The organism is Enterococcus sp. ARL09-542 (assembly GCF_005234805.1).
In the GTDB taxonomy this organism is placed as follows: Bacteria; Bacillota; Bacilli; order Lactobacillales; family Enterococcaceae; genus Enterococcus_D; species Enterococcus_D gallinarum.
This window is the reverse complement of record NZ_QPQX01000002.1, coordinates 68,061-91,218: the sequence shown is the minus strand read 5'-3', so window position 1 is coordinate 91,218 and position 23,158 is coordinate 68,061. Positions and strand designations below refer to the sequence as shown.

General features: G+C 41.8%; 25 protein-coding genes. 6 read left to right on the top strand and 19 right to left on the bottom strand.

Annotation, left to right across the window (positions count from 1 at the left end; all coding sequences use genetic code 11):
• Window positions 1–17: 17 nt before the first annotated feature.
• The 8 genes from nth to DVW06_RS02845 form a co-directional block, all read right to left on the bottom strand.
• Window positions 18–683, bottom strand: a complete 666-nt coding sequence (gene nth / locus DVW06_RS02880) for an endonuclease III (RefSeq protein WP_003126643.1) — start codon at window positions 681–683, stop codon at window positions 18–20.
• Window positions 684–695: 12 nt separating this feature from the next.
• Window positions 696–1,397, bottom strand: a complete 702-nt coding sequence (locus tag DVW06_RS02875; RefSeq protein WP_003126644.1) for a DnaD domain protein — start codon at window positions 1,395–1,397, stop codon at window positions 696–698.
• Window positions 1,398–1,524: 127 nt separating this feature from the next.
• Complete coding sequence (locus tag DVW06_RS02870) at window positions 1,525–1,905, bottom strand: RidA family protein (protein ID WP_003126645.1); 381 nt, start codon at window positions 1,903–1,905, stop codon at window positions 1,525–1,527.
• Window positions 1,902–2,333 (bottom strand): Fur family transcriptional regulator, encoded by a 432-nt coding sequence (locus DVW06_RS02865; protein WP_003126646.1) that lies wholly within the window; start codon window positions 2,331–2,333, stop codon window positions 1,902–1,904. The genes DVW06_RS02870 and DVW06_RS02865 overlap by 4 nt, the downstream gene beginning before the upstream one ends.
• A gap of 170 nt (window positions 2,334–2,503) precedes the next feature.
• Complete coding sequence (cysK, locus tag DVW06_RS02860; RefSeq protein WP_003126647.1) at window positions 2,504–3,433, bottom strand: cysteine synthase A; 930 nt, start codon at window positions 3,431–3,433, stop codon at window positions 2,504–2,506.
• Between the two features lie 199 nt (window positions 3,434–3,632).
• Window positions 3,633–4,496 (bottom strand): glucosaminidase domain-containing protein, encoded by an 864-nt coding sequence (locus tag DVW06_RS02855; protein WP_005473214.1) that lies wholly within the window; start codon window positions 4,494–4,496, stop codon window positions 3,633–3,635.
• A 189-nt stretch (window positions 4,497–4,685) separates the two neighbouring features.
• The gene (gene tkt, locus DVW06_RS02850; protein ID WP_003126650.1) at window positions 4,686–6,683 is read right to left on the bottom strand and encodes a transketolase; all 1,998 of its coding nucleotides are present in this window, start codon (window positions 6,681–6,683) and stop codon (window positions 4,686–4,688) included.
• 100 nt (window positions 6,684–6,783) lie between these two features.
• Window positions 6,784–7,023 carry a DUF896 family protein gene (locus tag DVW06_RS02845; protein ID WP_003126651.1) on the bottom strand — a complete coding sequence of 80 codons (240 nt, stop codon included), beginning with the start codon at window positions 7,021–7,023 and terminating at the stop codon, window positions 6,784–6,786.
• 128 nt (window positions 7,024–7,151) lie between these two features.
• Between DVW06_RS02845 and lexA the strand changes: the two genes are divergently transcribed.
• Both lexA and DVW06_RS02835 read left to right on the top strand, forming a co-directional pair.
• The gene (gene lexA, locus DVW06_RS02840; RefSeq protein ID WP_086269194.1) at window positions 7,152–7,781 is read left to right on the top strand and encodes a transcriptional repressor LexA; all 630 of its coding nucleotides are present in this window, start codon (window positions 7,152–7,154) and stop codon (window positions 7,779–7,781) included.
• A gap of 120 nt (window positions 7,782–7,901) precedes the next feature.
• Complete coding sequence (locus DVW06_RS02835) at window positions 7,902–8,114, top strand: hypothetical protein (protein ID WP_003126653.1); 213 nt, start codon at window positions 7,902–7,904, stop codon at window positions 8,112–8,114.
• A gap of 71 nt (window positions 8,115–8,185) precedes the next feature.
• On the opposite strand, the gene DVW06_RS02830 is transcribed toward DVW06_RS02835, so the two are convergent.
• The 7 genes from DVW06_RS02830 to obgE form a co-directional block, all read right to left on the bottom strand.
• Complete coding sequence (locus tag DVW06_RS02830) at window positions 8,186–8,698, bottom strand: adenine phosphoribosyltransferase (RefSeq protein WP_003126654.1); 513 nt, start codon at window positions 8,696–8,698, stop codon at window positions 8,186–8,188.
• Between the two features lie 11 nt (window positions 8,699–8,709).
• Window positions 8,710–11,010 carry a single-stranded-DNA-specific exonuclease RecJ gene (gene recJ, locus DVW06_RS02825; RefSeq protein WP_005473216.1) on the bottom strand — a complete coding sequence of 767 codons (2,301 nt, stop codon included), beginning with the start codon at window positions 11,008–11,010 and terminating at the stop codon, window positions 8,710–8,712.
• A 272-nt stretch (window positions 11,011–11,282) separates the two neighbouring features.
• Window positions 11,283–11,708 (bottom strand): LapA family protein, encoded by a 426-nt coding sequence (locus tag DVW06_RS02820; RefSeq protein WP_003126656.1) that lies wholly within the window; start codon window positions 11,706–11,708, stop codon window positions 11,283–11,285.
• Window positions 11,709–11,720: 12 nt separating this feature from the next.
• Window positions 11,721–12,509, bottom strand: a complete 789-nt coding sequence (locus tag DVW06_RS02815) for an SDR family NAD(P)-dependent oxidoreductase (protein ID WP_003126657.1) — start codon at window positions 12,507–12,509, stop codon at window positions 11,721–11,723.
• Window positions 12,493–13,449 (bottom strand): ribonuclease Z, encoded by a 957-nt coding sequence (rnz, locus tag DVW06_RS02810; RefSeq protein WP_005473219.1) that lies wholly within the window; start codon window positions 13,447–13,449, stop codon window positions 12,493–12,495. The genes DVW06_RS02815 and rnz overlap by 17 nt, the downstream gene beginning before the upstream one ends.
• Window positions 13,450–13,513: 64 nt before the next feature.
• Complete coding sequence (locus tag DVW06_RS02805) at window positions 13,514–14,083, bottom strand: DUF456 domain-containing protein (protein WP_137264392.1); 570 nt, start codon at window positions 14,081–14,083, stop codon at window positions 13,514–13,516.
• 202 nt (window positions 14,084–14,285) lie between these two features.
• Window positions 14,286–15,599 carry a GTPase ObgE gene (gene obgE, locus DVW06_RS02800; protein ID WP_003126661.1) on the bottom strand — a complete coding sequence of 438 codons (1,314 nt, stop codon included), beginning with the start codon at window positions 15,597–15,599 and terminating at the stop codon, window positions 14,286–14,288.
• Between the two features lie 251 nt (window positions 15,600–15,850).
• On the opposite strand from obgE, the gene gap reads away from it, so the two are divergent.
• Window positions 15,851–16,861, top strand: coding sequence for a type I glyceraldehyde-3-phosphate dehydrogenase (gene gap / locus DVW06_RS02795; RefSeq protein ID WP_003126662.1), 1,011 nt, complete (start codon window positions 15,851–15,853; stop codon window positions 16,859–16,861).
• 51 nt (window positions 16,862–16,912) lie between these two features.
• Here the strand turns inward: gap and DVW06_RS02790 are convergent, their stop codons facing one another.
• The 3 genes from DVW06_RS02790 to DVW06_RS02780 all read right to left on the bottom strand — a co-directional run bounded on the left by DVW06_RS02790 (window position 16,913) and on the right by DVW06_RS02780 (window position 19,669).
• Window positions 16,913–17,857, bottom strand: coding sequence for an alpha/beta hydrolase (locus tag DVW06_RS02790; RefSeq protein ID WP_137264391.1), 945 nt, complete (start codon window positions 17,855–17,857; stop codon window positions 16,913–16,915).
• Window positions 17,858–17,904: 47 nt separating this feature from the next.
• A complete protein-coding gene (locus DVW06_RS02785) occupies window positions 17,905–18,252 on the bottom strand; it encodes a hypothetical protein (RefSeq protein WP_003126664.1) in 348 nt (115 codons plus the stop codon).
• A gap of 319 nt (window positions 18,253–18,571) precedes the next feature.
• The gene (locus tag DVW06_RS02780; protein WP_029486837.1) at window positions 18,572–19,669 is read right to left on the bottom strand and encodes a DUF871 domain-containing protein; all 1,098 of its coding nucleotides are present in this window, start codon (window positions 19,667–19,669) and stop codon (window positions 18,572–18,574) included.
• A 176-nt stretch (window positions 19,670–19,845) separates the two neighbouring features.
• Here DVW06_RS02780 and DVW06_RS02775 point away from each other — a divergent pair, with 176 nt between their 5' ends.
• Window positions 19,846–20,586 carry a peptidylprolyl isomerase gene (locus tag DVW06_RS02775; protein ID WP_003126666.1) on the top strand — a complete coding sequence of 247 codons (741 nt, stop codon included), beginning with the start codon at window positions 19,846–19,848 and terminating at the stop codon, window positions 20,584–20,586.
• A 53-nt stretch (window positions 20,587–20,639) separates the two neighbouring features.
• Here the strand turns inward: DVW06_RS02775 and fabZ are convergent, their stop codons facing one another.
• The gene (fabZ, locus tag DVW06_RS02770; protein WP_003126667.1) at window positions 20,640–21,080 is read right to left on the bottom strand and encodes a 3-hydroxyacyl-ACP dehydratase FabZ; all 441 of its coding nucleotides are present in this window, start codon (window positions 21,078–21,080) and stop codon (window positions 20,640–20,642) included.
• Window positions 21,081–21,283: 203 nt separating this feature from the next.
• On the opposite strand from fabZ, the gene fabI reads away from it, so the two are divergent.
• Together fabI and DVW06_RS02760 are read left to right on the top strand one after the other, a co-directional pair.
• Window positions 21,284–22,039: an enoyl-ACP reductase FabI gene (gene fabI / locus DVW06_RS02765; protein ID WP_003126668.1), complete on the top strand. Its 756-nt coding sequence runs from the start codon at window positions 21,284–21,286 to the stop codon at window positions 22,037–22,039.
• A gap of 188 nt (window positions 22,040–22,227) precedes the next feature.
• A complete protein-coding gene (locus tag DVW06_RS02760) occupies window positions 22,228–23,145 on the top strand; it encodes a mechanosensitive ion channel family protein (protein ID WP_003126669.1) in 918 nt (305 codons plus the stop codon).
• Window positions 23,146–23,158 lie beyond the last annotated feature (13 nt).

The following is a 23,158-nucleotide window of genomic DNA, read 5'->3' as shown; positions in this document are numbered from 1 at the left end:
AAAAGTTCAGCCGCCTCTCATTGAGGTGGCTGAACTTTTTTTGCGCGCATCCGCAGTTGTCCTTCTTGGCACATTGTCAATAATGGGCAAACTTCACATTTTGGCGCTCTAGCTGTGCAATGGTATCGTCCAAAGAAAATCAGTGTGTGATGTGTTTTGACCCAAAGATCTTCTGGCACTTTTTTCATCAATGTTTGTTCTACTTCTAAGACATTTGCATCTAATCGGCAAATCCGTAAGCGCTTGGTTACTCGTTCGACGTGGGTATCCACAGCGATTGCCGGAATACCAAACGCATCGCCCAAAACAACGTTGGCTGTTTTTCTTCCGACCCCCGGTAATGACACTAATTCCTCGCGGGTTCTAGGTACTTGGCCATTGAATCGTTCGATAAGCTGGGACGCACAAGCCTTGATATTTTTTGCTTTGTTGCGATAAAGACCGATCGTCCGTATTTTCTCAATGATTTCCTCAACAGGAGCTGCTGCCAAGGCCTCAGGTGTCGGATAGGCAGCAAATAGTGTGGGGGTCACTTTATTGACCGACACATCCGTAGCCTGAGCACTTAAAATCACAGCAATCAACAGTTCAAACGGATTTTTGGAAATCAGTTCTCCGTGAGCGTCGGGGAACATTTGGTACATTTGTTCCAATGCGATCATAGTTTTTGCTTTACTGATCATGGCAACTCTCCTTTATTCCCCTTCTAACCAATTATGCATAGGAATCTTAGGAACCGGTCCATTCGTTTGTTCCAAATTTTCTTTCTGCATAAACTGTTTTTTACGGCGTTTTTGTTCTTCTTCTACTTGTTCTTTCGAGGTAATATTTTTCCGTTCCCAAGAAAGTAAAATGCGATCAATATAATTCAAACTGTAGGCTTGATTCAAAACCGCCTCACGTAACGCAAATTGAATCAAATCCGGCTGGTATTTATCTTCTTCCAGCCATTGTGATATTCGCTGGTATTCGATTGCTGAAAGCGGACGGCCAAATTCGGACTCAAACATTTGATAAAGCGAACGTACTTTTGAATCATAGCTCTGCTTTTCCTCCTGCTGATTTTTTTGCCGCAAACAAACTTCCAGTCGTTCATAGATTCCAGAAAACTCATAGTAATCCACCATCTTCCCTGCTGAATCTTTCTTGGATTCGATGGCGATGATCTGTTTATTCAATAGCTCATTCAACCATTTATAGATTTCTTTTTGCTCACTTCCCATCCCTTTAGCAATCATCGCTAAATCTGGAAAATCATTGCCTTGTTCGTGGTAACGATACAACTGAAGCCATAATACAAATTCATCATTGGTTAAACCAAGGCTATGATAGTTTTCCAAAAGCAGATTGGAGACAGTTGTTTGCCCCTGGGCTAAATATTCTTGTAAAGAAATCATCTTATTGTCCTCTTTTCCCATCGTTACATAAAAACCATTTTCAATTTTATTTTGGCATCATCAAGAATAAAATCCATTCTCAACAAAAATGGGACTGCGCATATATACGACCGTCCCATTGACTCCTTTATTGTGCCACCACAGCAATGATCTCTACTTCCACCAATACATCCTTTGGTAAACGGGCCACTTCAACTGCTGAACGTGCAGGCAAATGTTCATGAAAAAGTGTGCTGTATGTATTATTGAATGGAACAAAATCATCCATGTTTTTTAAGAAACATGTTGTTTTGACGATTTCATCTGGTGTAATACCGGCGGCAGTTAAAATTGCCTCGATATTTTTGAGAACTTGCTGTGTCTGAACTTCGATAGTTGCTCCCACAACTTCTCCTGTAACAGGATCTAACGGCACTTGTCCGGAAGCAAACAAGAAACCATTAGCAATCCGTGCTTGTACATAAGGACCAATTGCTTGCGGTGCTTTATCCGTTGAAATAATTTTCATTCCTCTTCTCCTTTACACTCTGGACACAATCCATATACTTCTAAGCGATGGCTTTGGATTTTATATCCGGTCAGTTGGGAAGCGGCCATTTCGACATCTTCCAATCCAGGATAGTAAAAATCAGAAATCTTGCCGCAACGTTGACAAATTGCATGATAATGCGGCTCTGTCTTAAAGTCAAAGCGACTGGATGCATCGCCGTAGTTCATTTCTTTCACAAAACCGATCTCCGTAAACAGTCGCAGATTATTGTAGACTGTCGCTACACTAATACCGGGAAAGTGGACTTCGATCGCTCGGTAAATTTCTTCTGCGGTAGGATGTGATGCGTGGCTAGCCAAAAACTCAAGTATCGCAACCCTTTGTGGAGTGATACGGATATTTTCTTGTTTTAATTGTTTGATTGCCTCATCATATATCGTGTTCACAGGAGTTCCTCCAATTCTCTTATCTGTAATATCATACTATGTAGATGATAAAAATTCAAACAGCTTTCTCTAAAAATTCTTAATCAACCACAAAACAAACACGAAAAATTCCACAGTCCTTAAGAAAAGGGGAGAAAAAGCAGGCATTCTGCCAATGCCCGCTTTCCTTGTTATTCTTCCACTTGATATAAAGCAGTCGATAGATAGCGTTCTCCATTGTCCGGGACGATCGCTAAGACTTTTTTGCCTTTTCCCAGTTCTTTGGCAACTTTGAGTGCTGCATGGATCGCTGCTCCAGAAGAAATACCTACGAGCAAGCCCTCTTTACGGCCGACTTCTCTCGCTGTTGCCATCGCATCTTCACTTGATACGGCAATTGCTTGATCAAAGATCTCTGTATCAAGAACTTTAGGTACAAAGCCGGTTCCAATTCCTTGGATTTTGTGAGGACCAGGTTGTCCGCCTTCTAAGATAGCCGATTCTGCCGGTTCAACGCCATAGATTTTTAAGTCTGGATACACTCGTTTTAATTCTCGACCCGCACCAGTGATCGTGCCGCCTGTACCGATACCAGCGACAAAGGCATCTAATCCTTTTGATTCAAAGGCATTCTCTATTTCTTTCCCAGTTGTTTTCTCGTGAATCTCGGGATTTGCCGGATTTTCAAATTGCAGCGGCATAAAATAGCCCTCTTGTTCAGCCAATTCCTTGGCTTTATTGATTGAACCTGTGATTCCTTCTGAGCCTGGTGTCAAAATCAATTCAGCACCATAGGCTTGCATCAGCTTGCGCCGTTCGATACTCATGGTCTCAGGCATCACGATCACCACTCGGTACCCTTTCGCTGCACCGATCATCGCCAAGCCGATCCCAGTATTACCGGAAGTTGGTTCCACGATCGTATTGCCTGCTTTCAAAGAGCCGTCTTTTTCGGCTTTTTCGATCATAGCCAAAGCGATCCGGTCCTTCACGCTGCTCCCTGGATTATAAAACTCAAGTTTAACGTAGACATCAGCGGAATCCTCTCCAACCACCTTGTTTAATTTGACGATGGGCGTATGCCCAACTAGCTCGGTAACAGATTGATAAATCTTTGTCATTTGCAATCCCTCCAGTTCATATTCCTATTCTACCCAAAAAACGGCAGACTTGCGAACAAAAAGTTAGCGTTTTCCAAATATTTATGTTTTTTTCACAAAGAAAAAAACTTTTGCTTTGCTTCTTTTAGTTACTAAAAGAGAACAAAAACAAAAGTTTTTGTGAAATTTCATTTGGCGTTTAGCTAATAAATAGCGAAAATCAAACGATCAATTCCTGTCCTACGACGATCAAGTCACTGCTTAATCCATTGGCAGCCATGATTTGATCCACCGTTGTTCCAAAACGTGAAGCAATATCCCAAAGACTGTCGCCAGATGCTACGACATAACTTTGTCCCGTACTTTGTGTCGTTGTTGTCGTCGATGTGGATTGCGTTGTCGTTGTCGTTACAGAAGTCGTTGTGGCACCAGTACTTGGTGTATCAAAACGAGTTAGTTGATACGTTTCAATCAGCCAGTTTAATTTTTGTGCGTAACCTGGATCAGTGGCATAGCGTCCTGTCAGATAGCTGGTCGCATCGTAAAAAGAAGTCGTTTGACTTTTCCAGACCCCACTATAATGTGCTTTACCTGAAGTGAAGCTTGTACTTCTTAAAACGTTGGCGTGATCTTGAAAAGACTCCCAGTAGGAATTATATTGGCGGAATGGTTCATTCATTACGACCCATTGTCCATTGATATACTCATCTGTAGGCAAATAGACAGATTGCCCGTTATATGATCCTTTGACCCCAAAAAGATTGTAGTAAGGCGCATTGGATAATGTAGATGAGCCATAGCCACTTTCCAAAATGGCTTGCGCGATCATCACCGATGCATAAAGATCATTATTGGCCGCAACGTCTTGTGCTGACCAACCAATCTGTTCGATAAAACTAGCGATTCCTTGACTAGTGGTCTGATATTCACTTGCTTGGACCTGTTCGGGAAGTAGCGTGACCACCGCTGGTGACAATGCTAATCCAGCCCCAATAAAAGAAACCACTGCTCGTTTACTTGGTCGTGGCATCACTGCTTTTTGTTGGTGGATATGTCTTTCACTGCGGGTTTGATAATTTTTCATTCTTTTCCTCCATCGTCCCAATACTATTCAACAATATAGACATTATACGGAAAAAATTTTTTCTGTGCAACTTAAGCAACTCAATAGTTTTTTAAAAGTCTTTTCGCAAAAACATCTTGTTCTACCTAAAAACGAAAAGACTTTAAAAAAACAAGCGAAATCAGCTGCGATTTCGCTTGTTTCTTACGCTTATTTGATCGATTGGAAAGTGGCAACCACATTTTCGACTGTAAAGCCGAACTCTTCCAATACTTTGTTTCCTGGAGCAGAAGCGCCAAAATGATCAATGGCGATGACTTTGCCTTTGCAGCCTAGGTAACGATCCCAACCAAATGGGGAAGCTGCTTCGATGGCAACCCGTTTTTTCACGGCTTTCGGCAAGACACTCTCCTTGTACTCTTCTGACTGTGCTTCAAACAAATCAAAGCTTGGCAGTGATACGACAGACACATCCACTCCAGCTTCTGCGAGTTTGGCTTGCGCTTCTACCGCTAGATTCACTTCTGAACCAGTAGCGATCAAGATGCCTTCTGGTGTCTCACCGGTTTGTTTTGAAAGGACATAGCCACCTTTAGCCACGTTTTCTTCGACACCACTTAGCGTCCCTGCTAACACTGGCAGGTTTTGACGGCTCAACACTAAGACCGTTGGTTTATTCGTCGTTTGCAAGGCGATCTTCCAAGCTGCCCGAGTTTCGTTGCCATCTGCTGGTCGGATCACTTGCACGTTTGGCATGCAGCGTACACTCGCCAATTGTTCAATTGGTTCGTGGGTCGGTCCGTCTTCACCAACAGCCACAGAATCATGGGTCAGAACATAGATAACTGGCGCATGTTGGAGAGCCGACAAGCGAACTGCTGGACGCAAGTAATCAACAAAGACGAAGAATGTCCCGCCATACACGCGTGTACCGCCATGAAGTTGGATCCCGTTCATGGCTGCGGCCATCGCAAACTCCCGCACACCGAACCAAATGTTGCGGCCTTCATATTGACCAGGTTCAAAATCTTTTTCCGCTGCGACCATCGTATTATTGGATCCGGATAGATCGGCCGATCCTCCCCATAGGCTTGGGATAGCTTTTGAAAGAGCTTGGATCATTTCTTTACTGGAAACACGACTCGCTTGTGAGCTGCCTACTTCATAAGTTGGCAGTTCTGCATCCCAATCTGCTGGTAGTTCGCCAGCCACTGCTTGTTCGAACTGCGCAGCTAATTCTGGATAAGCCGCTTTGTAAGCAGCGAATTTCTCGTTCCACTCCGCTTCGGCTTTTTGGCCTTCATCGATCATCGTTTCTTTGAAACGAGCCGCTACTTCTTCTGGCACGGTGAATTCAGGATACTCCCAGCCATAGATTGCTTTAGCGGCTGAAATACCTTCCGCACCTAATGGAGCACCATGGACAGCAGAGGTTCCTTGATTTGGGGCACCGTAACCGATGACTGTTTTGATTTCGATCAATGTCGGTTTCTCTGTTTCAGCTTTAGCTGCTTCAATGGCTTGTGAGATTGCCTCTAAGTCATTGCCGTCTTTGACCAACAAATGTTGCCAACCGTAAGCTTCAAAACGGGCACCAACGTTTTCTGTGAATGCTTTTGAAGTAGGTCCATCTAATGAGATATCATTGGAATCATATAAAACGATCAATTTGTCCAGCTTCATATGACCAGCCATTGAAGCTGCCTCTTGAGACACACCTTCCATCAAGTCGCCGTCGCCACATAATGCATACGTATAGTGGTCGATCACATTGTATTCATCCCGGTTGTATGTCGCCGCTAGATGTTTTTCCGCCATCGCCATCCCGACGGCCATTGCGATTCCTTGTCCTAATGGACCAGTCGTTGCTTCCACACCATCCGTATGCCCAACTTCTGGGTGTCCTGGTGTGCGGCTGCCCCACTGACGGAAATTTTTCAAGTCTTCCGTGGTTACTTGATACCCTGAAACATGCAGTAAGCTGTAAAGCAAAGCAGAACCATGTCCAGCAGACAAGACGAACCGGTCGCGGTCGATCCAGTTTCTAGAAGTGGTCGGATTAACTTTCAAATGCTTGGTCCACAAGGCATACGCCATTGGCGCTGCCCCCATTGGCAGACCGGGATGACCTGAATTTGCTTTTTGTACGGCTTCGATACTCAATGTACGAAGGGTGTTGACACCTAATTGATCGATTTTATCAAACAATGGTAATTCCTCCTAATTTAGGTTTTTTTTACCTTTATTACATCTCATATTATACGGGATTTCTTTCAGGATTTCAATAGGAATGAAAAGGAATTCATCTTTATCTGCCATGCAATCCTTTTTTCTTTTGAATTTCTTTTAATTTGTCTGGAGTGACATCTTGTCCTTCAGGATCGACGATTTTCATTCCTTCAATGTGGTGTCGCATTCCTCCACGAAAAGCTTGTAAATATTCTTCGCGAAGCTTTTGCTGTTCGATCGTTTCATCAGCAGATAGACCTTGCACTTTTTTCTTTTTGGCTAGCTCATTAATGCGGGCTAATTTTTCTTTGGATAACATTTCGACACCTCCTTTTCACTACTTTATCTTATACAAAACCTGACAAAAAAACAATAGCAACAAAAAGCGAACATTTGTTTGAATTGTCGTTTCTCCTATGGTACACTAAGACTATCAAATGAAAGAAGGTGTCAGTTTTGGCAAAACGAACAGAAAATCGACAAATCGAGATTCTTAAGTTTATTCATACACGAGTCACTGAAAAAGGCTATCCGCCGACTGTTCGCGAAATTGGCGAAGCCGTTCAGCTATCCTCTACTTCTACCGTCCACGGACATTTATCCAGGCTTGAAAAAAAAGGCTTGATTTTACGCGACCCAACAAAACCAAGAGCGATTGAATTGACTTCCTCCGGATTAGAAAAAATCGATGTGCAGCCAAACTCGATCCCAATGCTAGGAGTCGTTACGGCTGGTGAACCGATCTTAGCTGTAGAAGACGCCTCCGATTTTTTCCCGATACCGCCTGATTTAGCAAATAGCACCGGCAGTTTGTTCATGTTGACGATTCGCGGTGAAAGTATGATCAACGCTGGAATCTTAGACGGTGATCAAGTCATCGTTCGCAAACAGCAAAGTGCTCAAAACGGGGACATTGTCATTGCAATGACGGATGAAGATGAAGCCACCTGTAAGAGATTTTTCAAAGAACAGGATCACATTCGTTTGCAACCGGAAAATGATTACCTAGAACCTATCATCTTGCCAGATGTAACGATTTTAGGCTTAGTCGTTGGTCTCTACCGTCACTTACTTTAATCGATTCCTTAAATCTTCGAACCTTCGAAGATTTTTTTTATTTCCTCTTTACAAACCGAACAAACATTCGTATAATAGTTTTACAAACATAAGTTCGCATTTTTATAAGGAGTGAAAATAATGAAAGCAGTTCGTCGATTTGGTTTTATTTTGTGGGTGTTGTTAACAGGGATCATTATTGGTTATTTTGGCGTACTCAGTGCAGTTCTGATTTTTTGCCCTTTGATGATGCTGTGGTTCATGCTATGGGATGAAAAGAAATTCCGCCAAGCAGAACGAAAGAGAAACCAAACTTATTACCACGACCATGATTTTTATCATTACGAACAGTAGGTCGATTATTTCAGTGTTGCTGCCAAACAAACAAAAAAAAGCCAGATCAAAATTGATCTGGCTTTTTTCGATTAATATTCCATCAATGTTTTAATTTCGTATCCAGTGATTTTGTCTCTGCCTTGCAAGTCCATCAACTCGATCAGAAAAGCACAGCCAACTACGATGCCGCCTAATTTTTCCACAAGTTCGATCGTTGCTTTAATCGTGCCGCCGGTTGCAAGTAAATCATCACAAATCAATACCCGTTGGCCAGGTTTAATCGCATCTTCGTGTAACGTCAAAATATCCACGCCATATTCTTTCTGGTATGTTGCTTCAATCGTTTTTCGAGGTAGCTTGCCTTTTTTACGTACTGGCGCAAAACCAACACCCAGTTGATACGCCACGGGACAACCAACAATAAACCCACGAGCTTCAGGTCCAACCACCATGTCGATCCCTTTTTCCTGAGCGTACTCGACGATTTGCTGTGTTGCATAACGATAAGCTTCTCCATCAGCCATCAATGGAGAGATGTCGCGAAAGACAATTCCTTCTTGCGGATAATCCGGAATGCTGGCAATATAGTCTTTTAAATTCATGTTTTTTCCTCCTAAGATATCAACCATTTGCGAATCGTTGATAAATCACTCATTAGTAAATCTTCTTCTGTTTTGATTTTTGCAAGTCGCTGTTGATACAACACACTCTCAGTAAGCGGCTTATTCTCTGGATCAGGGACTTTTTTCAAAACGCCATCTTTTATTGTAACAAATTTCAAATCAAAAAACACTTGAATCATAAAAATTAATAATTTTTCTGGAATCTGCAAGTAGTTAGCTACCATTGGCAGTTTATAGCGAATATCAATCCCATTCTGCTGATTGATCAGTTGAAACAAACGGCCGTATTGTTCCCTAGTCCCGACACCATCCAGATAAGCATCCTCTGTGGATACTAAAATCAAATAGATACGATTGACAGGTATTTCTTGAATGATTTTTCTCAAAAGCTCTTTCTCGCTAGGACAGTCTAGAAAAGCGAGTTGCGTATAATTTCCTGAACCAAAAAAAGCTGTCAAATCGTCTAACGTTTGATAAACATGAACGTTCGGACAAAATCGTTCTATCTCTGAAGGCAATTTATCCGAAAAAGCAATACCTAATGTTTGGGCATCAAGGATCAACCCTTGCCGATTTTTCTTTGAACGCAAGTCGAACAGCTGTATGCCGTTGACTTCAAAATCTTCCAACATCAGCTGTGGTTTCTTCTTGCCGTTCCATTCATTGACAGATAATTGCCCCACAACGGCCAATCCTTCACTCTCAAATTCTACTAGCTGTGATCCAAAACCAAAACCGATCACATCTAATTGACCATTTTCTCCATCTGTAAGACTGACTTTTAAATGCTGATTCTCTGTACCAATTTGTCGGCCATTATCAGCAGAAATATTCGTAATCAAAAACTTTGGGATTGGGTTGTCTGTACCAAAGGGAGCTAAAATTTTCAGCGACTCGATAAAATTTGTCGTAATTTCTGCTAAAGACAATTCTTCATCAATCGGTAACGGAATCCCGCTAGAAAGGTCGATCCGATTATCGACCACGTATTGATTCATACGTTCTTGGAGCATCGAAAGGTGATCAATGGGCACACTGAGCCCTACTGCCGCATGGTGTCCACCAAAGCTGGTAAACATTTCACGCATTCCAGAGAGCATGTCAAATAGATTTAATGCTGCAACACTGCGCCCAGAACCTTTAGCAATACCGTTGCTTTTTTTGGTTAAAACAAGGACCGGTCTGCCAGTCTGTTGCATCAATCGTCCAGCAACGATCCCTAAGACACCTTCATGCCAATCATCTCCCACAATTAAATGGACTTGATTTGAATCGGAAAGCATATTCTGAGCTTCTTTCAAAATCGTTTCCACATATTGCTTTCTTTGAAGATTGATCGTATCTAATTGATTGGCTAACAATTGGGCTTCTTCTGGATCAAATGTCGACATAAGTGTTACCGCAGGATTGGCATCTTCCAAGCGTCCAATCGCATTCAAACGAGGTCCGATGGCAAAACCAATATCCGTTTCATTGATTGCCCGTTTCTTCAGACCACTCACTTCGATCAGTGCCGAGAGCCCCGCACGTTCGGTTTGCTGGATCATTTTTAATCCGTTAGTGACCAGAATGCGATTCTCACCAGTGAGCGACACCATGTCGGCGATCGTACCAATTGCCACGAGATCTAATAATTCGACTGGCACTTCTTCTAATAACGCAGTAGCGACTTTGAATGCGACTCCGACACCCGCCAAATCTGAAAAAGGGTAATTTCCTAATGGATGGCGAGGATGAATGATGGCATACGCATCGGGTAATTCTGGTGGCAACTCATGGTGATCTGTAACGATAACATCTACCTGTGCTTCTTTGGCATAAGCCAATGCCTCATGACCAGATACACCATTATCAACAGTTATAATCAATTGCACACCAGCTGCGATTTTATCTTGATAAACGGAAAGATTGGGCCCGTAGCCATCGGTAAAGCGATTGGGCAGATAAAATTCAACATCCGCACCCAATAATTCCAGCGCTTCTTTTAAGACAGTCGTGCTCGTAATACCATCAGCATCGTAGTCTCCATAAATCAGAATACGCTCTTCATTCATGATCGCTGTCTGAATTCTATCGACGGCTTTTTCCATATCATAAAACAAAAATGGATCATGAAGTCCCTGCAAATCCGGTTCTAAAAAACTTTGCAAGTCTGCTGCTGTTCGAATATTCCGCTGCCATAATAATTGACCTATTAATGGTGACAAACCTCTTGCTTGGATCATTTCCTCGAAATTAGCTGATAATTCACTTTTTTGTGGTCTCAGCCAATGAAAGTTCGCGCGTTTCACACAATCACTCCTAACTTGGTAATTATAGCAAATATTTTGGAGAAAAGAAAAGCGTTGACCAAAAAAGCACTACCAGCTTCTATCCTATTTCTAGTACAATAAAAACGACATCCTTCGGTCGTTTATCGAAAGACCACCGAAGGATGTCGTTTTTATTTCGCTCATTTGTTGCAAAAGAGTGGTGAGCCAATCTTGCGCCTCACTTCAGAGATTTACCGTTCTGGTTGGAGTCCCAAAACCCTCTTTTGAAAAACAAGAGTGCAAGCTTACCATTACTCTGGAAACGTATCTTGACGATTTTCTATAATTGGTGGTTCACCAGGCACAACTGCCGCAGTTTTTGCTTCTGCTTCAGCAATTTGTTGTTCCCTCAAGGCGAGGTCTGCTTGCTTGTTTGCATATTCCCGTTCTAATACCTCACGCTGTTCTTGAAATTTTTCTTCATTATTTTGTTGAAAGTCAGCCAATTCTTTCCGTAATCTTTTTAATTCTTTCTTTTGTTGGAACATCGTACTAGTTGACACTAGTAAGATAATCAGTGCCCCCAACAAAGCCGCCCCAATGATAATCAAGATCAGAGGCGCTTTGATGCTAGTAAAGCCAAAATTGATTGGAACAGTCATATTATTGGCGACCGCAAAAAGGACGATCACTAAAACCAACAAAATACCTACGATTACTCGCCATTGATTTTTCATCAAAAACAACTCCTATTTTTTATTGAATAGACTTCCAGCCAAGTAGTCCCCAATAGCTGGGAATAGTGTGTAGAATTTTGCAGCTACTCCCATCACTTGTGGGCGATTGATCTCTCGTTTTGGATGAATCATCGCTTTAACGATGGTCTTTGCCAGTTTTGTTGGTTCAAGAACAAATGTCCCTAAAGAAGCTAAATAATTGCCACTAGGATCTGCTTGGTCAAAGAAGGCTGTTTCGATAGGCCCCGGATTGACAGTTGTCACATGAATGCCGAAAGGTTTCAACTCCAAACGCAACGCATTTGAAAAACCTAATACAGCAAATTTGGTTGCCGAATACACTGCAGTTTTTGGTGTAGCAATTTTCCCAGCCATCGATGCCACATTGATGATATGACCAGAGCGCTGATCGACCATTTCTAAAGCAATTTGCTGTGTTAAGACCATCATCCCTAATACGTTCACTTCAAACATATTGCGGATCGTTTCTGGTTTCATTTCTGTAAATTCTTGAAAAATACCAAAACCAGCATTGTTGACAAGAATGTCCACTTTTCCGACCTTTTCACGAATCGAAGCAATGACATTTTCGACACTTTCAGGGTCTGCAATATCCAATTGAAAGGCATAAGCTGGTTTGCCACTTAATGTCATACAATGTTCTTTGACTTTGTTGATCAACTGACTTCTACGGGCACAAATCACCACGATCGCACCGCGACGCGCTGCTTCATAACAGATTTGTTCCCCTAAGCCAGCAGATCCGCCAGTTACGACAATTACTTTATTTTCTAACAACATCTTGATCTCCTTTTTCTGCAAATGGGACATCGATGACATCGAAGTCTTTCACGATCACCGTATTAGGAAACACAGCTTTTGCTTCATTTGCCAGAATTGTAATATCTTTCCCAACATAGCGTGCACTAATGTGCGTCAAAAGCAATCGTTTTACCTGCGCTTGTTTGGCTACTTCAGCCGCCTGCACCGTTGTAGAATGAAAATAGGCGCGAGCCATTTTAGCTTCATCTTTATTGAAGGTACTTTCGTGAACCAGTACATCTGCATTTTCAGCCAGTAAGATCGAATTGGCACAAAGGCGAGTATCTCCTAAAATCGTGACGGTACGTCCCTTTTTCGCTTCACCTACATAGTCACTTCCGTTGATTTGTCGTCCATCTTCCAACGTGACGATTTCGCCTTTTTTCAGTCGACCAAAAACTGGACCCGGTTTGATTCCTAATGCAGTCAAAGCTTCTACCTGAAGCTCTCCTTGGTGACTCGCTTCTTCAACTCGATACCCAAAGCTTTCAATTCCGTGATCCAACCGACGGCAAGAAACGGTAAACTGTTTGTCCTTGAAGAGAATGCCTTCTTTTGTGATCTCATGAAAAACTAACGGGTAGCTCAATTTTGTTTGAGAAATTTTTAACACGGTCCGCACAAATTCTTCAATACCTATGGGCCCATAAATCTCTAACGGTGAAGCGCCCCCTTGAAAGGAGCGACTGCTGATCAATCCAGGCAATCCATAAATATGATCTCCATGTAAGTGAGTAATGAATATCTTTTCGATTTTCCGTGGGCGAATCGTAGAATGCAAAATCTGCATTTGTGTGCCTTCACCACAGTCAAACAACCAAACAGCATTGCGTTCATCAAGTAACCGCAGTGCTGTGCTTGTTACATTCCGATGTTTCGCTGGTACGCCTGCACCGGTACCTAAAAATTCTAATTCCATATACTTCTTTCCTTTCATCTTCCCCCAATTTTAGCGGAAACGAAGGTCAGATGCAATTTATAGTTTATTCCTGTTCTTCTTCAGATTGGGAATGAGACTTTTTCCAATCTTCTTGCGCTTGTGCTTTCGTTTTTTCTTCGACTTTTTTAGCCGTTTCAATTTCTGCTTCTACTTCATCATAGTCAAAGCGAGTAATTTCCCCACCTAATTGATTCATGATCAACTGATTTAGTGGACGATTGTCTTCCTCATCTGCAATCAACAATAAGCCAGTGTCGCCTACCCCAATTTGGGTGCTGACATGTTCAAACAGCAATTGTGCATTTTGGATTTCTTTGGCGTCTCGTGTCGCACCAATCATACTACCGCCGAACCAGCCTAACATGATTCCTAATGGTCCTCCCAGAATTCCTACTAGCATCCCAATCATTCCACCAGTCGATGCTTTGTTATTACCGGTAAAGTCTAGAAAATCTTCGATCTTGAACTGGTGCGCACCGGATTCTGTATGAGTGATCACAGCCATTTGTTCTCCTTTGATTTTTCGTTCCATATGCATGCGTTTTACTTCAGAAAATGCTTGGAATGCTTCCGAGTTTGCGTTGAAATTCATTACAATCACACGTTTTGTCATAATTTTCGCTCCCTTTCTTTTCTTTATTTTACCAGTATCTTGTCTATTTGAAAAAGAAAACAAATAAAAAAACGAAGTCATCTCATAACTCCGCTTTTTTATAAAGATTCCCTAGTTGTATCAAGAGTTGTTCCTATTGATAGGATTAGGCGCTAACGCTTTAACTCTATCTAAAGCAGCAACTAAGCTTACTCAACTAATCTTATTCAACAAATTCAAACTCAAAATTACCGATGCGCACGATATCGCCATCTTTGGCTCCTCGCGCACGTAACGCTTCGTCTACTCCTAACCCGCGTAATTGACGGGCAAAACGCATGACTGTTTCATCATGATCAAAGTTAGTCATTTGGAAGAGTTTCTCAATCTTTTCACCACTCAAGATCCAAGTAGCATCTGGATCACGATCAATGGTAAATTCTGGTTCATCCGAATGGAACCCATATTGAACAACTTCTTCTTCGATTTCCTCATCATACAATAAGAATTCTGGTGTGACTTCTAATAAGTCTGCAGTTGCACTCAGTAAAGCATCAATTCCCTTACGAGTGACACCTGAAATTGGGAAAATCGGCAAAGGATCTGCGAATTCATCGGTTTGTTCTTTTGCTAATTGCTCTTTGAATTTCACCAGATTTTCTTCTGATTCTGGCATATCCATTTTATTCGCTACGATAATTTGCGGACGTTCAAGCAAGCGTAAGTTATGGGTTGCTAATTCTTGATTGATTGCTTGATAGTCTTCATACGGATCGCGCCCTTCCATCCCACTCATATCGATCACGTGCAAAATCACTCGTGTCCGTTCAATGTGTCGTAAAAACTGTGTACCTAATCCAACACCTTGCGATGCCCCTTCAATCAATCCAGGAAGATCGGCCACAGCAAAACTACGACCATCTGAAGTCGTTACCATCCCTAGATTAGGGACTAGCGTTGTAAAGTGATAGGCACCAATCTTCGGTCTTGCAGAAGAAATGACAGAAAGTAATGTAGATTTTCCTACGGATGGGAAACCAACCAAGCCGACATCAGCTAGTACTTTCAATTCCAATTCAATTTTTCTTTCTTGGCCAGGTTCGCCATTTTCAGCTAGTTCTGGCGCTGGATTCTTTGGCGAAGCAAAACGGATATTGCCGCGACCGCCACGGCCGCCTTTGGCAATCGTCAACGTCTGTCCTTGCTCCAACAGATCTCCTAGCAAAGCACCTGTGTCTGCATCGCGGACAGTGGTTCCTTGGGGAACTTTGATATACGTATCTTCTGCTCCGCGGCCATGCATCCCTTTACTCATTCCGTTTTCACCTGGTTGTGCTTTAAAATGACGATTGAAACGGAAATCCATTAACGTACGCAAGCCTTCGTCGACAACTAAAATCACATCACCACCGCGGCCGCCATCCCCACCGGCTGGTCCGCCATCGGGAACGTATTTTTCTCTTCTAAATGCAACCATCCCGTCTCCGCCTTTACCAGCTTTGACATCGATTGTTACCTGATCTAAAAACATGGACATGTTATGTGCCCTCCATTCTCTCTTCTTACCTTCTAATAAACCAATTTGAATACAATTCATGCCATTTGCAGGCCAAAGTTCACCTTTAAGAAAGTCTATTTAATTGTAACGACCGCAAGGCCATTTGTCTATCTTTTCTGCCTCTTTTCCCAAAGAACTAGATAAAAATTTAAGGGTTTTTCTTTGACAGAATCCTGGTTTCGTAGCAGAATTTTAATTGTAAGATCAAAAAAGAGGAGGAACAATAGATTATGACAGTAAAAGTGGGAATAAATGGATTCGGACGTATCGGTCGCTTGGCCTTCCGTCGAATCAAAGAAGTATCAGATGATATCGAAGTCGTGGCGATCAATGATTTGACGAGCCCCGTCATGCTAGCCCAGTTACTCCAGTTTGATTCAACTCATGGTACCTATCCAGGCACAGTCACTGCCACAGATGATGCGATCGTCGTTGATGGAGAAGAAACAAAAGTCTACGCAGAACCTGATGCCAGCAAAATTCCTTGGGTGAAAGAAAATGGCGTGGATATCGTTTTAGAATGTACAGGCTTTTATACATCTGAAGAAAAAGCACAAGCACACTTAGATGCCGGTGTAAAACGTGTCGTTATCTCTGCACCAGCAGGAAAAATGAAAACGATCGTTTACAATGTCAATAGTGATACACTTACTGCAGAGGACAAAATCATTTCAGCTGGTTCTTGTACAACCAATTGTTTAGCTCCAATGGCTTATTTCCTAAATGAAGAATTTGGGATCGAAGTAGGAACTATGACGACTGTCCATGCCTACACTTCTACTCAAATGCTTTTGGATGGCCCGGTACGGGGAGGCAACCTGCGAGCTGCGCGTTCAGCCGCTGATAATACGATCCCTCATTCAACAGGAGCAGCGAAAGCGATTGGTTTGGTCATTCCAGAACTAAATGGCAAACTTCAAGGACACGCACAACGGGTACCTGTTGTCGATGGATCTTTAACAGAATTGGTATCGATTCTGAAACAAAAAGTAACCGCAGAAGAAGTCAATGAAGCCATCAAGAAACACACGATCGACAATCCTTCTTTTGGCTACGATGACCGTGAAATCGTCTCTGGCGATGTTATCGGTACGACGCAAGGATCAATCTTTGACCCGACACAAACAGAAGTAACTACTGCAGGAGACTTCCAATTGGTCAAAACTGTTGCATGGTATGACAATGAATATGGTTTTACTTGCCAAATGATTCGTTTGTTAGAAAAATTTGCTAATTTATAAGCTACTCATTACAAAAAGAGCGAAGATCTACGGATCTTCGCTCTTTTTTTGCTATTCTGGCAAGTGATCATACTTTTCAAGGAATGCCGCAATTTTTTCCTGGTAACGTTTTGGATCTTTCGTGTAGCTTTGGGCATGTTCCGCCCCTTTGACTACCCATTTTTCTTTTGGCGCATCTGTAGCAGCATAAACCTCTGCCAATATTGAATAAGGAACGAAAGTATCCGAATCACCATGGATGAAGAACATTGGACGAGTGTTCTTGTGCAGCTGTTTCACGGCATCTGCTTCGCCAAAGAAGTAACCAGCTCTTAGCTTGGTAACCAGACTAGTGACATTAATCAAAGGAAATGCTGGCAAACCAAATAATTGATCCAACTGATAGCTCAATTCCTCATTTACAGAAGCATAACCGCAGTCCTCAATGATCGCTGTTACGTTGGCAGGCAACTTTTCGCCACTGGTCATCATCACGGTAGCAGCTCCCATACTTACACCGTATAAAACAATGGATTCTTCCTTGCCGCTTTCTTTTAAGATTTGATCGATCCATTGGACATAATCTTTCCGTTCTGGCCAACCAAAGCCAATATAATCGCCTTGGCTTTCTCCATGACCGCGGGCATCAGGAACCAATACGTTATATCCTAGATCATGGAACATCTTCGCATAAACTCCCATCGTCTCTGCGTTTCCCATATAACCATGGGCGACAATCACTGTTTTGTGCTGTGATTTTTGGGCAGGCAAGTAAATTCCGGACAACATCAATCCATCTGAGGATTCAAGTTGCCACATTTGACGATTTTCCGGAGCGGTAAACCACTCCTCCGCTTCAGGATTCGCATTGCTTTTGTCCGTTCCAGAGGTATCACCTTTTAAAAAATCTTTTTCTGATGGGACAACTGCGTAATTATAAAAATAATTTCCGGCATAGCCCAAGCCTACTATCAAAAGCACCCCTACTAAAATGGCGATCTTCCAGCGTAGTTTCATTTTGTTCCTCCTCGACAACTAGTTTACATAATATAATTATTGGTTGTTTATTTCAAGAAACGCGCTTGAATCTGCTCCTTATTCAGGCGATATTTGAAATAAAGATGAAATCCGCCCGCCAACATCAACGTGATCCCATACACCCACATCTGATGCCAAAAATAAAATGTATTGATGACCGCAAAGACCCCTAAAACGGCAAAAAAACAGCCATATAAGCGCCAAAGAAAGCCATCAGTTCCTAATTTGGTAAAATATGTCTCCCATTCTTCACTGGTCATGTGTTGTCGTTTCCGCTTTTGCTGGAAAATAGCAATCAGTAAGAAAATCGACAAAAAACCAGCCAGACGAATGGTAACGATAAATAACAATAACGTTTTAATAATAAAAAACACCGTTCTGGTTGCTCCCTCCTAAAAAACATTCTAGTACAAAATACCCCTTTTACTTTTGATTTGTCAATAGGACCAAAACGAAAAACAGTCAAACTAACACTTCAACAAGCGCTACCAAGTGCTGCTATGTAAAGAGCAGAGAAGTAAAGAGTAAAGAAATTTTTGCTAGCAGGCGGCTCCTTTCAACAGTCCTCACCTTCTTACCATCAATCTCATCCACATGTAGAAACGCGCCTTTTTTCCCCACACTGCACGGACGAAAGCTATTAAACAAAAAGAACCGCTCAAAAAGAGCAGTTCTTTAGAAAAACAAAGCGTCTTATTCGTCTTTGCTGTCTTTTAGTTTAAAGCTTGACCATGGTTTCAAGAAATCCAGTAGAAACAGTTCATCTGCAGCAATTTTTCCTACGACATTGACACGGCCATCATTCTTCATTTCTTTCAATGCGATCTGAGTTTCACCTTTGTATTGCCCATAACCGACGTTATCGATCAAAATATCACCGCGAGTCATATCATGGGTATCATGTGCTGGGAATGGCTTATCTTTGTAGTAAATTCGAGTCATCGTCGACCGCAAAATATATTCTGAGCGATCCCCGCGATAACCATGAAGATTATCAAACAAACAGATGCGTTCATCTTCCGTGATTCCTTCAGCAACATCTACTTTTAAGGTAGGATAGTCCGCATTGAAGGCTTCTGCCATTGCAGCTAACTCTTTTTCTGATGCATAGGCATTTCCCACTGAAATATCATCGATTAATCCTGTCAAAACCAAATGTTTGACTTGAGTAGCGATTGGCAGATCACGATGATCTTCCAACGAACAAAGCCCATCTTGTGTTGGCCAAGGACCAAATGTTGCCTCGTGAGAATTCACAAAAGCCATTGTGTTCAAGTTGTAACGACGGAACTTTTCTGAGCAATACACAAAATGGTCATAACCCAAACCTGAATATCGATGAGGGTAAAAATTGTGAGAGCCTAATAAATTATTCGTATTTGGCGAATAACTCATGATATTGTCTACGTAGTTTGTCCCACTGCTCATATTGATCTCAATTTTGATGCCATAAGGATTACGCGTCATACGCGCTTCTTCGGCACCGGTAAAACCGATATCCAAACGGACACCATAAGCACCCATTTCATCAAAGAATGAAAGATCATCATACGAGATCTCTAATTGATCAAAGAGACCAGGATTGATGTCCACCATGACTTCCATTCCTAATTGATTGGCATAATCCACTACCTGCTTGAAATCTGCCAATACTTTTTCTTTATCATCTTCGATTTGCAGCAAACTTGTAAACACACGCTTAAAGCCGTATTTGTGTGCTAAATCAAGATAAGCCTTGTCTTTCTCAAACGTTGATCGTTCTGGATAAACTGAAATACCTAATTTTCCCATCCGTCAAACCTCCTAAAAATTCTATCCGTTTTTTGTTCATGAATCCTCTTTCATTATAGCAAACAACCGATAAGTGGTCTACACCTTTCCTATTGGTTTTAATAGATACCTGCTTTTCACTCCAGCTAAATTTTGATATGATAAAGACAGTCTAGTAATGAAAGGATCTTACTCAAATGAAAAAAATGATACTAACGTTGGCGGCAGCAACTAGCCTCTTTCTATTAACTGCCTGCAATGATACAACAACTACTTCTAGTTCTTCGGATAAAACAACCACATCAGAATCAGTAGACTTAAATTCTCTGGAACTGCCGCAGTTGTCTACTGAAGTAAAAGAAAATGAAGATCTTGTTGCACTTGAGACCACAGAAGGCACGATCAAAATCAAATTATTCCCAGAAATTGCACCAAAAGCTGTCGAAAACTTTATGACTCATGCCAAAAATGGCTACTACGATGGCTTGACTTTCCATCGAATCGTCGAAGATTTTATGATCCAAGGCGGCGACCCTAACGGTGACGGAACTGGTGGAGAAAGCATTTGGGGCAAAGGGTTTGGCGAGGAAATATCCAAACAGCTTTACCATATCCGCGGCGCGTTATCGATGGCAAAATCCAGCGCTCCCAACAGCCAAGGAAGTCAATTCTTTATTGTTCAAAACCATGATGATGTCTCTGATGGACGAGCAATCCAATTTTATCCTCAAAAAATCATTGACGCCTACAAAGATGGTGGTGCTCCGACACTAGATGGTAAGTACACAGTCTTTGGTCAGGTCATTGAAGGAATGGAGGTCGTAGACAAAATTGCCAAAGCCGAAACGACCGGTGAGGCGAATAGCAACGGAGAAGACTCTACGCCAAAAGATCCTGTCAAAATCAAATCCATCAAGATTTTACAAGAAGCTAAGTAAGCAAAAAAGACCAATGCCTTTGAAAATTTCCCTTAAAGGCACTGGTCTTTATTTTATTTTTGTTCTCCAACAATAAAGGTAAATTCACACTCCGCTGCTTTTTTTCCTTCCACAGTTGCCACAGCATTGGCTGTCCCTACAGAACCTTTGATTTTTGTAATCTCAAAAACAAGTTTCAAGGTATCGCCGGGAACAACTTTTTGACGGAATTTTGCTTTGTTGATCCCGCCAATATAAGCAGTTCTTCCCTGAAATTCATCCGATTTCAAAATCAAGATCGAACCTGCTTGTGCCAATGTTTCTAAAATCAACGCTCCTGGCATCACTGGATTTCCTGGAAAATGTCCTTGGAAAAAATCTTCATTGATCGTCACATTTTTCGTGGCAATGATCTTCTTCCCTGACTCAATCTCATCAACGTAATCGATATAAATGATCGGATAGCGATTTGGAATCAAGTCCATGACTTCTGTTTCTGTCAATAGTTTTTTCATGGGGTTCCCTTCCTTGCTTAAAAAAATATTATAGTTTGATTATCAAAGTATCATAGTTCTTATTTTTTCGCAACTAAATATTTATTAAGAAAAAAATAGTTTGACAATCAAACAATTATGAATAATAATTAGAAATCATGATAGTGGGACCCACTATCGATCGTCATTATTGATTATTATGCAAACTATTAAGGAGTGGAATTATGAGTTTCTTAACTGGAAAAAAAGTTGTCGTGATGGGCGTAGCCAACAAACGCAGTATCGCTTGGGGCTGTGCGCAAGCGCTAAAAGAACAAGGTGCTGAAGTCATCTATACGTATCAAAACGAACGCATGAAAAAACCTCTTGAACGGCTACTAGAGGAAAATGAGTATACGGTTGAATGTGATGTTGCAAATGATGAGAGTATCGCGAAAGCTTTTGAAACCATCAAAGACTATGCAGGCGAAATCCATGGCGTCGTCCATGCTGTCGCTTACGCCAACAAGGATGATCTTTCAGGTGATATTTTAAATATATCAAGAGATGGCTATGCACTAGCACAAGATATCAGCAGCTATTCATTGATCGCTGTTACTAAATATGCCAAACCCCTCTTGGCAGAAAATGCCGGAATCGTTACCTTAACCTATTTAGGTTCAGAACGTGCTGTACCCAACTATAACATGATGGGGATTGCTAAGGCTGCTCTCGAATCAAGCGTTCGCTATTTAGCTGCAGAATTATCCCCGCAAAAAATCCGGGTCAACGCCATCTCTGCAGGCGCAATCAAAACACTGGCTGTGACAGGTGTAAAAGATTATCAAAAGCTGATCCAATTATCTGAAGATCGCACTCCTGATCATGTTGGTGTGACCATCGAAGAAGTCGGCAACACATGTGCCTTTCTGATTAGTCCATTGTCTAGCGGTATCATCGGAGAAGTGATTTTTGTCGATAAAGGTGTTCACTTATCGTAATTCTATGATCACATGTACTCGTGCTCGTCTCTTGACTGGTCTATGCCAAGAGACGAGTTTTTGCTGTTTCTTTGCTAACTAATGATATCCCCTTATTTGTTCATCTTTTTACAAAAATTTAACAAGTGAATTTTGCATTTCTGTTTCTTCTCCTATAAAATAGACCTATTGATAGATGGAGGGATTTTATGTTACGACTTTTGACAGATGCTACAACGGATTCGACAGGATCCAGCTTGACGGAACCTGCCGCAAAACAATTGAATGCCTTGCAGAAATGGTGGCAAAACATTGATTGGGAGGCTATTGTTGGTATCTTGATCCAAAAAGTTCTGATGCTGCTTTTTTTGATTATTTTATTTGGTATTTTGCTGAAAATCAGCAATTATGTCATCGAACGAATTTATCGTTCCTACGAGAAAAAAGGAACCTACAATGCCAGTCGAATCAACACGATCCATGCGCTGATCCGCAATATCGTCCACTATACATTAGGTTTCTTCTTTGTATATGCGTTATTGTCAACGATTGGCGTGCCTGTTGGTTCACTCTTAGCGGGGGCTGGGATTGCTGGGGTGGCACTGGGACTAGGTGCTCAAGGCTTTATGAATGATCTGATCACTGGTTTTTTTATCATTACTGAGCAACAAATCAATGTCGGCGATTATATCCGTTTGACGAATTTGTCATTAGAAGGAACAGTTACAGCTGTCGGTATTCGAACGGTTCAGTTAAAATCCGTGGATGGGACTGTCCATTATATCCCGAATCGGAATATCACTACGATCAGCAACACTTCACGAGCCAATATGCAAGTCGTTGTAGATGTGCGTATCTTGCCATCAGAGGGCTTAGATGATATCCGGTCGATCATTGACGAAGTCAATCAAACAGTGGCTGCTGCTCACGAGGAAGAGATCCAAACGAAACCAGCAATTTTTGGTGTTGTCGACCTTGGCAACAATAATTTTGCGATCCGGACAACGATGTATGTTACCAACGGAACTCAGTGGAAACTAAAAGAAGAGTTTTTAGCGGCTTCAATCGATGCACTGACTGCTAAAGGCTACACCATTCCTAGTGCGCCAATCATTGGCGTCAATTGACCGCTTAAACGTT

What these genes read in the sequence shown, in the direction of transcription:
- DVW06_RS02870 (WP_003126645.1), bottom strand. Translation starts at nt 1,905, where the DNA reads ATGAAAATTATTTCAACGGATAAAGCACCGCAAGCAATTGGTCCTTAT.
- DVW06_RS02830 (WP_003126654.1), bottom strand. Translation starts at nt 8,698, where the DNA reads ATGAATTTAAAAGACTATATTGCCAGCATTCCGGATTATCCGCAAGAA.
- rnz (WP_005473219.1), bottom strand. Translation starts at nt 13,449, where the DNA reads ATGGAATTAGAATTTTTAGGTACCGGTGCAGGCGTACCAGCGAAACAT.
- DVW06_RS02835 (WP_003126653.1), top strand. Translation starts at nt 7,902, where the DNA reads ATGAAAGCAGTTCGTCGATTTGGTTTTATTTTGTGGGTGTTGTTAACA.
- cysK (WP_003126647.1), bottom strand. Translation starts at nt 3,433, where the DNA reads ATGACAAAGATTTATCAATCTGTTACCGAGCTAGTTGGGCATACGCCC.
- DVW06_RS02760 (WP_003126669.1), top strand. Translation starts at nt 22,228, where the DNA reads ATGTTACGACTTTTGACAGATGCTACAACGGATTCGACAGGATCCAGC.
- DVW06_RS02875 (WP_003126644.1), bottom strand. Translation starts at nt 1,397, where the DNA reads ATGATTTCTTTACAAGAATATTTAGCCCAGGGGCAAACAACTGTCTCC.
- gap (WP_003126662.1), top strand. Translation starts at nt 15,851, where the DNA reads ATGACAGTAAAAGTGGGAATAAATGGATTCGGACGTATCGGTCGCTTG.
- DVW06_RS02790 (WP_137264391.1), bottom strand. Translation starts at nt 17,857, where the DNA reads ATGAAACTACGCTGGAAGATCGCCATTTTAGTAGGGGTGCTTTTGATA.
- fabI (WP_003126668.1), top strand. Translation starts at nt 21,284, where the DNA reads ATGAGTTTCTTAACTGGAAAAAAAGTTGTCGTGATGGGCGTAGCCAAC.
- fabZ (WP_003126667.1), bottom strand. Translation starts at nt 21,080, where the DNA reads ATGAAAAAACTATTGACAGAAACAGAAGTCATGGACTTGATTCCAAAT.
- DVW06_RS02845 (WP_003126651.1), bottom strand. Translation starts at nt 7,023, where the DNA reads ATGTTATCCAAAGAAAAATTAGCCCGCATTAATGAGCTAGCCAAAAAG.
- obgE (WP_003126661.1), bottom strand. Translation starts at nt 15,599, where the DNA reads ATGTCCATGTTTTTAGATCAGGTAACAATCGATGTCAAAGCTGGTAAA.
- DVW06_RS02780 (WP_029486837.1), bottom strand. Translation starts at nt 19,669, where the DNA reads ATGGGAAAATTAGGTATTTCAGTTTATCCAGAACGATCAACGTTTGAG.
- DVW06_RS02805 (WP_137264392.1), bottom strand. Translation starts at nt 14,083, where the DNA reads ATGACAAAACGTGTGATTGTAATGAATTTCAACGCAAACTCGGAAGCA.
- DVW06_RS02775 (WP_003126666.1), top strand. Translation starts at nt 19,846, where the DNA reads ATGAAAAAAATGATACTAACGTTGGCGGCAGCAACTAGCCTCTTTCTA.
- DVW06_RS02820 (WP_003126656.1), bottom strand. Translation starts at nt 11,708, where the DNA reads ATGAAAAATCAATGGCGAGTAATCGTAGGTATTTTGTTGGTTTTAGTG.
- DVW06_RS02815 (WP_003126657.1), bottom strand. Translation starts at nt 12,509, where the DNA reads ATGTTGTTAGAAAATAAAGTAATTGTCGTAACTGGCGGATCTGCTGGC.
- nth (WP_003126643.1), bottom strand. Translation starts at nt 683, where the DNA reads ATGATCAGTAAAGCAAAAACTATGATCGCATTGGAACAAATGTACCAA.
- DVW06_RS02855 (WP_005473214.1), bottom strand. Translation starts at nt 4,496, where the DNA reads ATGAAAAATTATCAAACCCGCAGTGAAAGACATATCCACCAACAAAAA.